Origin of the sequence: Nodosilinea sp. AN01ver1 (assembly GCF_050565655.1) — a bacterium.
In the GTDB taxonomy this organism is placed as follows: Bacteria; Cyanobacteriota; Cyanobacteriia; order Phormidesmidales; family Phormidesmidaceae; genus Nodosilinea.
The window spans coordinates 370,148-382,944 of the sequence record NZ_JBNXVS010000001.1 but is presented as its reverse complement, the minus strand read 5'-3'; the positions used below and the strand labels follow the sequence as shown (position 1 = coordinate 382,944).

Annotated in this window: 10 protein-coding genes; 3 read left to right on the top strand and 7 right to left on the bottom strand. The window is 58.6% G+C overall.

Going from position 1 to position 12,797, the window contains the following annotated elements; all coding sequences use genetic code 11:
• Positions 1-2: 2 nt before the first annotated feature.
• On the top strand, positions 3-1,631 hold the full coding sequence (gene ggt, locus ACQ4N7_RS01920) for a gamma-glutamyltransferase (RefSeq protein WP_430709925.1): 1,629 nt from the start codon (positions 3-5) through the stop codon (positions 1,629-1,631).
• Positions 1,632-1,733: 102 nt separating this feature from the next.
• The gene (locus ACQ4N7_RS01915) at positions 1,734-3,173 is read left to right on the top strand and encodes a carotenoid oxygenase family protein (protein ID WP_430709924.1); all 1,440 of its coding nucleotides are present in this window, start codon (positions 1,734-1,736) and stop codon (positions 3,171-3,173) included.
• A gap of 174 nt (positions 3,174-3,347) precedes the next feature.
• On the opposite strand, the gene ACQ4N7_RS01910 is transcribed toward ACQ4N7_RS01915, so the two are convergent.
• From ACQ4N7_RS01910 to ACQ4N7_RS01890, 5 genes are all read right to left on the bottom strand, one after another.
• On the bottom strand, positions 3,348-5,030 hold the full coding sequence (locus tag ACQ4N7_RS01910) for an amidohydrolase (protein ID WP_430709923.1): 1,683 nt from the start codon (positions 5,028-5,030) through the stop codon (positions 3,348-3,350).
• A 763-nt stretch (positions 5,031-5,793) separates the two neighbouring features.
• On the bottom strand, positions 5,794-6,288 hold the full coding sequence (locus ACQ4N7_RS01905) for a DUF3368 domain-containing protein (RefSeq protein WP_430709922.1): 495 nt from the start codon (positions 6,286-6,288) through the stop codon (positions 5,794-5,796).
• Positions 6,285-6,533 (bottom strand): UPF0175 family protein, encoded by a 249-nt coding sequence (locus tag ACQ4N7_RS01900; RefSeq protein WP_430709921.1) that lies wholly within the window; start codon positions 6,531-6,533, stop codon positions 6,285-6,287. Before ACQ4N7_RS01900 ends, ACQ4N7_RS01905 begins: the two co-directional genes overlap by 4 nt.
• A gap of 436 nt (positions 6,534-6,969) precedes the next feature.
• Positions 6,970-8,292 (bottom strand): dihydroorotase, encoded by a 1,323-nt coding sequence (locus tag ACQ4N7_RS01895; protein WP_430709920.1) that lies wholly within the window; start codon positions 8,290-8,292, stop codon positions 6,970-6,972.
• Positions 8,289-9,650 carry a histidine phosphatase family protein gene (locus ACQ4N7_RS01890; protein WP_430710063.1) on the bottom strand — a complete coding sequence of 454 codons (1,362 nt, stop codon included), beginning with the start codon at positions 9,648-9,650 and terminating at the stop codon, positions 8,289-8,291. Before ACQ4N7_RS01890 ends, ACQ4N7_RS01895 begins: the two co-directional genes overlap by 4 nt.
• Positions 9,651-9,979: 329 nt before the next feature.
• On the opposite strand from ACQ4N7_RS01890, the gene petL reads away from it, so the two are divergent.
• The gene (petL, locus tag ACQ4N7_RS01885; RefSeq protein WP_106869431.1) at positions 9,980-10,075 is read left to right on the top strand and encodes a cytochrome b6-f complex subunit PetL; all 96 of its coding nucleotides are present in this window, start codon (positions 9,980-9,982) and stop codon (positions 10,073-10,075) included.
• Here the strand turns inward: petL and ACQ4N7_RS01880 are convergent.
• Positions 10,062-11,345, bottom strand: a complete 1,284-nt coding sequence (locus ACQ4N7_RS01880; protein ID WP_430709919.1) for an O-antigen ligase family protein — start codon at positions 11,343-11,345, stop codon at positions 10,062-10,064. The genes petL and ACQ4N7_RS01880 overlap by 14 nt on opposite strands.
• A complete protein-coding gene (wbaP, locus tag ACQ4N7_RS01875; protein WP_430709918.1) occupies positions 11,332-12,777 on the bottom strand; it encodes an undecaprenyl-phosphate galactose phosphotransferase WbaP in 1,446 nt (481 codons plus the stop codon). The genes ACQ4N7_RS01880 and wbaP overlap by 14 nt, the downstream gene beginning before the upstream one ends.
• Positions 12,778-12,797: the final 20 nt, after the last annotated feature.

Below are 12,797 nucleotides of genomic sequence, written 5' to 3'. Positions count from 1 at the left end.
CTATGAGTAGTCTTAAAGCCAATCGGGGTGCGGTCGCAGCGGGCCACGCCCTCACCGCCGAAGCTGGGGCCGAGATGCTGCGCCAGGGGGGCAATGCCTTTGATGCCGCGATCGCCGCTGCCTTTGCCGCCTGCGTAGTAGAGTCGTCACTGACCTCGCTGGCGGGGGGCGGGTTTTTGCTGGCCCACCAGGCCACGGGCGAGAACCAGCTGTTCGACTTCTTTTGCCAAACGCCCAGGTCGAAGGACAGCGGGCGATTCCGGGACGGAGACTCGTTCCGAGTCGGTTCCCGAACGCTTCGCGAATCGCTCGACTTTTACCCCATCCACGCCAACTTTGGCGACACCGTGCAGGAGTTTCACATTGGCCTGGGGTCGATGGCGGTGCCGGGGGCGATCGCCGGGCTGCTGCACGTTCACCAAAAGCTGGGGCGGTTGCCCCTAGAACAGGTGGTGGCCCCGGCTCAGCACTGGGCCGTGCAGGGGGCCGAAGTCGATGCCTTTCGGGCCTACAGCTTTGAGATTCTAGCGCCGATTCTCACCGCTACCGCCGCCGCCAGGGCGATCTATGCGCCCCAGGGCGACTTGCTGAAGGCGGGCGATCGCCTCTATCTGCCAGACTTCGCGGCCTTTCTGCACGACCTGGTGCGCCACGGAGCCGACTGGTTTTACCAGGGCGATCTAGCCCATGCGATCGCCCAAGACTGCCAGGCCCACGGCGGCTACCTGAGCCTGGAAGATCTGCAAACCTACCGGGCGATCGAGCGCGAACCCCTGAGTGTGGCCTACGGCGACGACACCATTCTGACCAACCCACCCCCCAGTTCGGGCGGCACGCTAATTGCCTTTGCGCTGCACCTGCTGGCGCAGGCTTCGCCCGCCAGTACCGACCACAGCAGCCCCCGCCATGTGGCGGTTTTGCGAGAGGTGATGGGGTTGACCAACCTGGCCCGCCAGCGGGGCTACGACGACCACCTCTACCGCCCCGATATTGCTGAAGAATTCCTCGGTTCCACTCACCTGGCTCCCTACCTGAAGCAGCTCCGGGCCACCCTCAGCCAGGGCGGCAGCAAATGGGGCAGTACCACCCATATCAGCGTAGTTGATGGTGAGGGCAACGCCGCCAGCCTTACCACCTCCAACGGCGAAGGCTCGGCCTACATCATCCCCGGTACCGGCATCATGATGAACAACATGCTGGGCGAAGAAGACCTCAGCCCTCAAGGCTTTCACCAATGGCCGCCCAACCAGCGCATGTCGTCGATGATGGCCCCCACCATCGTGCTCAAAGACGGCAAGCCCCATGTGGTGCTGGGCTCGGGCGGCTCTAACCGCATTCGCACCGCCATTTTGCAGGTGATCTCCAACGTGCTCGACTTTGGCATGGATATCGAAACCGCCGTGAATGCCCCTCGCCTGCACTGGGAGCGCGGGGCGCTGCACCTGGAACCGGGCTACAACCGAGAAAAGATCCAAACCCTGGGCATTCCCTGCGACGACAACTGCACCTGGTGGCAGGCGCACAACATGTTCTTTGGCGGCGTCCATGCGGTAGCGGTTGGCCCCGATGGCGATTTGTCGGGAGTGGGCGACGCGCGGCGGGGTGGGGCCTGTGTGGTGGTGGATGGGTAGATGGGCGGGTGAGTGCAAAATTGAAAATTCAAAATTTTGCACTTTGCCCCCGGTTCTCTCAACTGGTTCACAATGAAGGGAGTATTGATTTGCTCCTAACCTATGGCCCCTTCGGCACCACCTAAAGCGCAACCCGCAGCAACACCTACGGCCCTGTGGGCTGCCGCGATCGCCCAACCCGCTACAGAATTTGCCGCCACTCCTTTGGCTGTCTTAGAAGGCGAATTGCCCACCGACCTGCGCGGCACCCTCTACCGCAACGGCCCGGCTCGCCTGGAGCGGGGGGGTGTTCAATTCGGCCACTGGTTTGATGGCGATGGGGCGGTGCTGCGGGTGCAGTTTGATGGGGCTACCGCCGTGGCTAACTATCGCTACGTGCGCTCTGCCGGGTTTGTGGATGAGGAAGAAGCTGAAGAGTGTCTGTATCGAGGCTACGGCACCCTGCCGCCGGTTTCGATCTGGCAGCGCTGGCAGACCCAAATGAAAAATGCTGCTAATACCTCAGTGCTGGCTCTGCCCGACCGACTGCTGGCGCTATGGGAAGGCGGCCTGCCCCACCGACTGGATCTCGAAACCCTCGAAACCCTGGGCCTAGATATTCTGGACGGGCTGAAGCCCAGCGACACGTTTACGGCTCACCCTAAGCGCCACCCCCGCACGGGCAAAATCTTCAGCTTTGGCCTGGTGCCGGGGGGCAACGCCACCCTCCAGCTTTACCGCCTCAGCGCGGCCGGAGTCGTGGAGAAAACTGGCACCATTCCCCTCAGCGGCATTCCGCTGATTCACGACTGTGTGCTGGCCGATCGCTACCTGGTGTTTTGCGTGTCGCCCGTGCGCCTTAGCCCGCTGCCAGCGCTGTTTGGCCTGTCGAGCTTTAGCGATGCGCTGCAGTGGCAGCCCCAGCAGGGCACCCAAATTATTGTGGTGGATGCGGATAGTCTGGAGGCGATCGCCCTGGAGGCCACCGACCCCTGGTATCAGTGGCACTTTGGCCACAGCTACCTCGATTTTGACGGCAGCGTTGTGTTCGACGTGGTGCGCTACCCCGACTTTGCCACCAACCAGTACCTCAAAGAAGTCGCTTCGGGCCACATGACCACGCCCGCCGATGCCCAGCTCTGGCAGTACCGCATCGACCCCAAAACCGCGAGAATTCTCGACCAGCACTGTTTGATCGATCGCCACTGCGAGTTTCCGATCGCGATCGGTCGGGATGAAGCGGCAGTCACCTACCTGAATGTGCACCGTGACGACTCGGTGCCGGTGAACGAGCTATTTGGCGCGATCGCCCGCTTTGACCCCAAAACTGGCCTTACCGTCGCCGATGCTGGCCCCGGCTGCTACCCCTCCGAACCAATCCCGGTAGAGAATGCCGCCAACCCTCAGCAGCCCTGGGTGCTAAGCGTGGTCTATAACGGGCAGCAGCACCGCAGCGAGGTGTGGGTTTACGAAGGCCACGACCTGGAGAAAGGGCCAGTCTGTCGCCTGGAGCTGCCTAGCGTTGTGCCGCCCAGTTTCCACGGCACCTGGGTGAATGGGTGAGTGTAATGTTGGCCAGGTTGCTTAGGTATCAGTAGCAGCCCTGGGGCAGCTAACGACCAAGTTCAGCGGCGACACATAGCTTTCCAAGCAACCATATTTATTCCGTCGCTGCAACGACTGGTTGGCTGGCGATCAACAATTTCAGCGTCTCTCGATATATTTATGAATGTTCACTTAGAGCTGATAGACGGGTTGACCGTTCATCCAGGTTGCTAATACTTTGATTTCACTAATTTGAGCGGGAGTCACGCGACGGGGATCGTTTTCGAGGATGACGAAATCGGCGAACTTTCCGGGTTCGAGACTGCCAACTTCATGATCCGAGTTCAGTTGCCAAGCCGCGTCCGAAGTGACCGCCCGAATCGCCGACTCAACGGTGACGGCTTCCCAGGGAGCAAGGGCGTAATCCGGTTCTTTTTGAGTGCGGCGGGTCACGGCAATCTCGATCATCTGCAGGGGGTTGGGATCGGTCACCATAAAGTCAGAATGGAGCGAGAAGCCCACGCCAGCGGTTTCGCAACTGCGAGCGCGATCGAGCAGTTCGGCTTTTTCTTCGCCAAAAATCTCATCCCGGAAGGCAACGCCCCAGTAATAGACATGGCCAATTAAGAAACTGGCCGAAACGCCCAACTTCTTCATACGGGCAATTTGTTCATCGTGAAGGATGGAACAATGCTCAATTCTGGGACGCAGCGATCGCAGATCAGTGCCTGTGGATTGCACGACTTCCAGGGTATCCAACACATTATCAATGGCGCGATCGCCGTTGGCATGAATTGCCAGTTGCCACCCCTGTTGCGATCGCTTGGTGGCTAACCGGGTGAGTTCTTCAGGCTCGGTGTAGGCCAGGCCATAGTTGTCGGTGTTGAGATAGGGTTCTCGTTGCAGCCCGGTGTAGCCCTGGTTGGAGCCATCTGAAACCAGCTTGTAGCCAGAGATTCGGGCGATCGCGTCCCCGGTGTGGGGCTGTAATTCGAGTTCGTCCCAGGTGGCATCATAGGTATAGAACGGATAGGCGCGAATGCGGGTTGTTAACTTGCCAGTGGCAGCGGTGGCGTTCATCATCTCCATGTCTGCTGGCCCCAGGCTAAATTCGCTGATCGTTGTTAGCCCCACCTGGTTAAACTGAGCAGCGAGGTTGAGTAACGCCGCCACCGGATCCGCCGTGGCGATCGCGGGATAGCGCAGCAACACCTGACCAAACGCCACGTTATTTTTCATCACCCCGTTCAAATTTCCGTTGGCATCGCGCACGAATTCTGCCCCTGGTGGATTTTCGATATCAGGGGGAATTTTCGCCGCCGCAAACGCCGCCGAGTTGGCATAGGCCAAATGTCCCGACGCATTGAGCACAAAAATCGGATGTTCTGTAGATACTGCATCCAGTTCCGCAAAGGTTAAAGCTTCGGGGCCAGCCTGCACCGACGGATCAAAATTACGCGCCGCAATCCACTCACCCGGTGGCGTGGCGGCGGCCCGCTCTCGGAGAAAATTCAACACGTCCTCAGTTGTGGTGAACCGAGCAATCCCCACATATTCCATCAAATTGGCAATTAAGGCTCCAGTCACGGCATGCACATGGGGATCGATAAAGCCCGGTAACACCGTTTTTCCGGCCAAATCAATCTGCGTGACACCATCACCAGCTAGTTGGACCACCTCCGCCTTTGACCCCACCACCAGGATTTGATTGCCCTGAATGGCCATCGCTTCGGCGACCGAGAATTCCGCGTCCACCGTGAGAATATTGCCATTCACAAAGACCGTGATGGCCGAGCTGTTGCTTGGAGCAACCAGGCCACTTGTGGGGGTTTCGTCGAGAGGGGATTGTGCCTGAGCCAGGGATTTTGAACCCAAGGTAGCCGCTGCACCGACCAAAAATGCTCCAGTACGGATGAAATTACGACGGCTGACGCAATCGCTCAGGGATGAGACATGGCCCAAAACCTCATTGGCAAGATCCGTCTCCCTGACATATTTCACTCAAGCATTCAGCGACAAACTGCAACATCCACAGTTCAATCCGGGACGGGGCTTGGGGTTAGATGAAGCGCTTGATCGATAACTAGATGGTCGATAACTAGACATACGTACAGGTACTTCTACTTTCGTGGCATAGCATTTGAACCAGGGGATACCGCCGAGGTTTTATGGCCTGTGAAGAAAACAGTGACACATCTGCCCTCAAAAATGACACCATATTTACGAATCTACCGATACAGGGAGGACTGAGGGGGCGCATCACAGTCTTGTAAGTCTAGAGGCGAGACGCTATTCAAAGCCCTTGATTCTCGTAGATTTGCCGACTACGCATTTGTACTTGTTGCAGAACTGGGATGTACCCGAACTGAGGTCCCTTCCCCTAGCTCTTTAGCAATCACTGAAGGTGCGATCGCCCGCCCAAATTTCAGATCAAACATGACCAGCGATCTCCATCCACCGATCACCCTCTAACCTCTTAACCTCTCGCTTTTACTAATCCGATAACATTGTGTCAACAGCAGGCTAACGTTGCCCATCACCCGCCGCAGATGACCTTTGACTCTCACAGATAACCTTGTGGCGGTCGGGTGCATGGGCGTTGTTGTACTGCGCCAAGATTGATCGCTCTTCTCGTCAACTAACTTTCGTTGACTATGTTCAAAATTTGATTGTACAGAGCTGAAGATACTCGAAACTCTGAGGTGGCGATCAAAGCATCCATCAAAGGTTTCACAGCCACAATGAGATTCTTCCGTTTTGCCTCAACCAAAATACCCAGTAATCCAGTAATTTTGATTCCCAAGCGATCAGCTTCCGCTCTGCCACGACGCTCATCAATTAGCAGTAGATCTGCTCCGATTTCCAAAGCTAACGCAATTGCTTCCGACTCTCCAGGATCTAATCTCACCTCGCTCTGAAGGCGTTCAACAACCTCACGTTTCGCAATTGATTTGACCTCTAACCAAGTAGCTGTTTGGACTTCGACACCGCCTGGAACGGGAGGCTCGATGTCTACAAGTTCACGATATACTGCCTCTGGAATTTTGACTTGCCGATACAGGAGGGGCAGGAGCTTTAACTGGTCTATTGCTGCCAAATTCGTGATTGCTGATGTGTCGCTAATGACAATCACAATCGCCCCAACTCCTGTAGGTTCTTCAAATCCAGCTCAAAATCTTCAACATCGTAGGAATACAGTGCGATTTTCCGCTGCTTTAAGAGTTGGCGAAAAGTACTAAGTGGCATATCTGCTAAACGACTAGCATAACCAAGCGTTAAACGACCAGTTTGAAACAGATATATGGCAATTTCCTGGCGAAACTCGCCTGGTGTAAGTTGAGAGGCTTGCAGAATTTCATCTGAGATGACAACACTCATAAGAGAGCAACCTTACCGACCACACCTTTAGAGTACCTAAAAAATCTTGATGCCGACAGACAACTCTGAGGTACTACCCCACCCAGGAACCAGCCGTACAACAACCTTATTAGAGAGAAGGTTTCGGCCTATCATCCCTGTTCGGGTAGATAGGCCGAAACCTTCTGCATATTTACTCAAAATCAACAGATCAGAGGAAACTTTCCGTATATTATGCCGATTCAGGGCGATCGCAAGAAACTTTCCCTATATCTTCAAACTGCCCACCAGCGGCGTCATTAATTCGCCCCGGCCCTGGCGAGGTGCTGCGCTACCTGCAGCGCGATGGTCGAAGACCGACCCCTTAGGGCCATCGCCCGTTTGGGTAGCATGAATTTGGGTAGGGGCAAACGGCCGTTTGCCCCTACGAGAAGCGTTGATCCCTCATAGGGGTTGATTAACGCAGCGGTACCCAGGTGCGCAAGACCCGACCGGGGATCTCTTTCCCCAGCCAGGGGGTATTTGCCGATAAAGAGCGCAGGGTTAAGTGCTCAACTGTCCAGGTCGTGCTGGTGTCAAACAGCACCATCTCGGCTGGCTGTTGGGGCTGAATAGTCGGCGGCGTCTGCCCCCAGCACCCCGCAGGGTTTGTGCTCATCGCCTGAATCAGCATCAGCGGCGACCAGTCGCCCTGGGCCACAAAGGTATCCCACAAGATCCCCAGGGCCAGTTCCAGGCCGATCGCACCAGAAGGTGCCGAGGGAAAGCCTACGGTTTTGTCTTCGTAGGTTTGGGGGGTATGGTCGATCGCGATCGCATCCACCACCCCATTCTTTACCCCCTCAATCAGCGCCGCCTGGTCTTCGGGGTTTCCCAGCGGCGGCGACAGGCGCAGGTTGGGGTCGTAGCCGCCCAGATCCTTGGCGCTAAACAGCAGGTGCATCCAGGTGGTGCTGGCGGTAATGGGCAAACCGCGATCTTTGGCCTGACGCACCAGCTCTACCCCCCGCGCTGTGGAAAGCCGCATCAGATGAACGGGGGTACCGACCTCGGCCACGCATTCTAGCAATGCTGCCAGGGCAGCAGTCTCAGAACTGGCCGGGTCGCCCACCAGGCCATAGATGAGTGAAAAGGGGCCTTCGCGGGCCACGCCGCTGTCGCGCAGGGTGCGATCGCAGCTGTACAGCGCCACGGGCTTACCCAGGGGTTTGAGGTACTGCAACAGCCGCTGCACTAGTAGTGGATTCTGAATCGCTCGACCGTCGGCAAAGCCTGCGATTTGGGCCTCCGCCAGCTCGGCCAGCTCAGTCATCTGCTGGCCCTGAGCACCCTGGGTTAGGGCACCCCAAGGGTATAGATGCGGCAGGCTGGAGTTTTCGCGCGCGATAGTCCGAGACTGTCCTGCAGCCAACGCATCTCGCCGGGCCAGCAGCTTCTCCACCATCGCTGGATGGTCAACCGCAGGTTCGGTATCGGGCAAAATGCCCAGCCGGGTAAAGCCCCCCGCCTGCCCCGCCGCCAGCAGCGACGCCAGGGTTTCGCGCGGCTCGTGGCCCGGCTCCCCTGAGTGGCTGTAGAGATCGACCAGGCCCGGCAGCAGAACTTTTCCCTGGCCGTCGAGCATTTCGGCCCTGGCCGGAATGACGGTGATTGACGGGGCGATCTCTATCACCACGCCGTCCTGCACCAGCACATCGGCGGTGCGATCGCTCTGCGTGACTGCATCCAGCACTCGCACCTGCTGAATCAGCTGCGTCCCGGTTGCCTGAACCTCCGTCACAGTGCCCCCGCAGCGGTCTTGTCGAGCACACTGCCCGACAGGTGAATGGTGATATTGGCCGTGGTCAGCACCGGGGCGCTATCGATGCCGTTGGGGTAGTCGATCACGCTGACGGCTCCGTTGCCCTGCTTAAATCGCCAGAACGACTCTGGCCCCAGCCCCAGCACATGGCAGAGCAGCGCTTTGTTCACCGCATCGTGAGCGACAACGAGAACGGTCTGCACCTCATCGCTGCCGCTGTGGGCGGCCACAATGTCTTTCCAGGCTGCGATCGATCGCAGCCACACCTGCTCCAGGTTTTCGCCCCCCGGCATCTGCACGGTTTCGGGCTGGCTCTGCCACTGCTCCAGCATGCCGGGGTAGTTGGTTTCAATCTCTGACTCGTACAGCCCCTCCCATTCGCCGTGGCTGATTTCTTGCAGCTCGTTGATCGAGTGCAGCGTCAGACCACCGTGGTGCTGAAGAATGATTTCCGCTGTTTCTTTGGGCCGGGCCATAAAGCTGGTGTAGGCCGCATCGATGGTTACGGGTTTGAGGAATTCTGCCGCCTTTTCGCCCTGGGCGCGGCCATTGTCGTTGAGCGGCACATCGATCTGGCCCTGAAATCGGCCCTGGCGGTTCCATTCGGTTTCGCCGTGGCGCACCAGCAGCAGGCGGGGGCCTCGGTGACCGCGCCGCATGTCGGGCAGCGGTGCGCCCATGTGGCTGGTCAGGTTCATGGCTTCGACCTGCACCGGGCTGCCCCAGCCCCCGGCAAAATTGAGCACGCTGATGTTGCAGTTGGCCTGGTTGAGGCTGTTAAAGCGCTCTGGCCCCAGCCCAATGGCGGTGCTAATTAGCGCCCGGTTGATAGCGCTGTGGGCCACGATCAGCACAGTCTGGCCCTGGTGCGCCGCCAACAGCTCCGGCCAGAACCGGGCGGCCTGCTGGTACAGCTCGCGAATGGGGAAAAACTCTACAGTCGTGCCATCGGGCTGAGGTACGGCCATAACAAAATTGGCCGGGTCGGTGCGCCACTGCTCAAAGGTCTCAGGGTACTGCGTCTCGGCCTCGACAAAGGGCATTCCCTCCCACAGGGGCAGGCTGATCTCTTTGAGGTTGTCGCTAAAGCTAGGGGTAGCCAGGGCTGGGGTGCCCTTTTGCAGCTCGGCGGTGATGATTTCGGCGGTTTTGCGGGCGCGCTTGAGAGGGCTGGCCCACACCGCATCAAAGGGAATGCCAACCAGCGCTTGCCCTACCTGCAGCGCCTGGGCCTCGCCTGCGGGGGTGAGTTCTGACTCGTCGCAGTGGCCTTGAATGCGCTTTTGCTGGTTGTAGGTGCTCTGCCCGTGGCGAACGATAATTACGCGGGTTTTCAGGGGTCTGTCCTCTCAGTTGCTCAACCAAGGTCAGATTTTACCCTGTTGGGGAGACGCACCGCAGCCTTGCCGGTCACCGGTTGGGCAAAGGAACCAGACTTTTAACCCAGCCTGCGGCGATTGGTCGAGCCTGGTATTGCGCTGACCACTCTGCTTAAAACAGCACTGGGTGTTTGTGTTTGTGACCCAGATCCGGATAGCGAAATGGCGTAGGTCCACTGCCTGCTGCCCGGAAAGACGTTTTAACCTTCGTGACGGTGCTGAAGCCTGGATCTCCGATTCCTCACCGTGGTTCAATAGAGAGTCGTAGCTGTTGTGGAGAGAGCGTTATGGGCGGTGTAGTTGCCTATGTGGTGTTTTTGTCGGTCATGGTGGGCACGGCCCTGGGGCTGTACTTTGGCCTGCGCGTCACTAAGCTGATTTAGACCCGGCTGAGTTGGCCACTAACTCTGGGATTAGGTAGGTAACAGCCTGCAGGCTGCCCAACAACAGCCAGCCCAGAATGTTGATGCGGCCATCGTAAAAGGCTAAATCAAAGAAGGCGAAGGCTGTAGTGCCGCCAAAGCCAGCCAGGTAGCCGCCGAGCAGAGCCAGGGTATCGGCTGGGAGTGGGGTGCGGGTCATCATGTAGGTGCTGCGCCCCACGACCCACCCTACTAAGCCGGTAAAGCCAAGGGCAACCGGCAGTCCGGCTTCGGCGGCGAGCATGAGCCAGAGATTGTGGGCGTGGGGTAAAAAATCGCCTGCCACTGGAAAATCGGCCGGGTCGTAGAGCAGCTTAAAGGTGCCCAGGCCGCTGCCAAACCAGGGATGGTGAGGAATCATTTCAAGGGCTAAACGCCAGACGCTAACCCGTAGCGTAGCGGTGGCAAAGGCCTCGGGTAGCGAGCGCCCGCCCACGCCCCACATTAGGGCGCTGACGAGCATGAGCGCGATCGCCCCCAGCCCGGCCCAGAGAATGTAGCGGTAAGGCTTCAGCAGCCCGCCAAACAGCAGCAGCTGCAGCCCGGCGATCAAAAGCCCATTGCGGGAGCCGGAGCAAAAAATGCCCACCAGCACCAGGGCGGTCGCGCCACAGACCCAGGGGCTCTTGGCCCTGAGTTCGCGGCGGCTGAGATAGTAGGCGCAAAGACCCAGCCCCAGACCAAACACAATCACCATATAGTTGGCGAAGGCATTGGGGTGGCCAAATACGGTGCTGGCCCGACCGCCGTAGTCGGTCTTGAGATATAGCCACTGCAGCCAGGGAGCGCTGCCCCAGCGGCTGAGGCCAGTGGGCGATCGCAGGTAGACCTCGATCACCGCCGCCAAATTGATCGGAATGGTGGCCACCAGCAGCGTTATACCCCAGCGGTGCAGGGTTTTGAGGGGCTGCCTGAAGGTGGGTAGGGCGATCGCGATCGCCGCGTAAAGCACAAAAAATGGAATAAAGTTTAGCGCCTGGAGGGCCGACTCGGCGGGGGCCTGCGATAGCGCAACGCTAACGCTGAGCCCAAGGGCCAGCCACACCCAGCCCTGGGTATACAGCAGCCGCCAAATCTGTCGGTGCCAGCGGCCCAGGCTGACAATCAAAAAGCTGCCCAGCGTGGCGATCGCCCCATAGACAACGTAGGGCAGCACCACCAAACTGGCCAGCACCAGCCGCTCTAGAGCTAGACTGCTAACCCCAAATCCCTCAACCTTAGTAGGCTCCATCGCCAATCAGAACCACCCAAATTGTTTTCAGTAAAATATAAATGTCTAGCCACACCGACCAGTTTCTGACGTAGTAGGCGTCGAGGTTAACCCGCTCCTCGTAGGAGACATCGTTGCGACCCGACACCTGCCACAGCCCCGTCAGGCCGGGCAGAACCTTAGTGTAGAGGCGATATTTGTCGGCGTAGCGAAAGATTTCTTCTTTAACGATGGGTCGAGGCCCCACCAGGCTCATGTCTCCCCGCAGCACATTCCACAGCTGGGGCAGTTCGTCTAGGCTGGTGCGCCGCAAAAAGCGCCCTACGCGGGTAATGCGAGGGTCGTAGCGGAGCTTGTGATCGCGCTGCCACTGCGATCGCAGGGCCGGATTGGCCTCAAAGTAGCGCTCCAGCACCTGGTCGGCATTAGACACCATCGAGCGAAACTTCCAGGCCATAAACGGCACGTTATTTTGGCCCAGACGCGGGTGGCCGTAGAAAATTGGCCCCGGTGAATCGAGCTTAACCAACACCGCAATTAAAATCAGCAGCGGCAAGACCGCAACGCCAATAACCAGCGTCAGGCTCACATCGAGCAGTGCTTTAATCAGACGCGGCCCCGGCAGCAGCAGCTGCTGGCGAATTTCTAAACCCAAAACTCCCCCCAGGTCCTTTGAGCTGACCCACAGGCTGGCCACCCCAAACAGATCGGGAATCATCATCAGGTGCGGAAAGGTGCGGCCATAGCGCTCTAAAATTCTCAGCAGTTTTTCCCGCTGCACCCCCGGCATGGCCACAATGGCGTAGTGGATGTCGTGCTTGCGGGCCAGGCGAGGCGCGATCGACAGCGGCCCCACCACCGGCACGCCGCAGATGGTATCGCTGCGATCGCGATCGTCGTCGAGCACCGCCACGGGCTTAAGGCCAAAGCTGGGCTGATTTTTTAGCGTTTGAATCACCAGCTCCCCCGTGCGCCCGCCGCCCAAAATGAGCACCTGATAGCCCCACCAGGGGTAGGGGGCAAACACCTGCCGCACCAGCAGCCGCCCCAGCAGCACCAGCAGCAGCGACAGCGCCCAGGCGAGCAAAAACACGCCCCGCGAGTAGGTTTCGCTCTCGCCGGTCAAAAATAGCCCCGCCCCCAGCACCAGATAGGTAAAGCTGGTCGACAGGCAAATGCGCCGCAGCTCATCGACCGGGCTGAGCCCCACCGCCGGGTAGAGCCCCGCTGCCGCATAGGCCAGCAAAAACACGCCTAAAATGGGCCACAGCTGCCCGTATAAAATAGGCAAGTACTCCCCTCCCAGCGCCAACCGCAGATAAACACCAGCGGCCCCGGCCAAAAATAAGGCCAGCAGATCAGACGCACCCAGCAGGCCAACCATCGGCAGCGATCGGGTTGACATCCTCAGCGACACCATGACGGGCTGAACCGTACGCTCCAGAGGAAACATAAATTTCCCCAATACTCCTG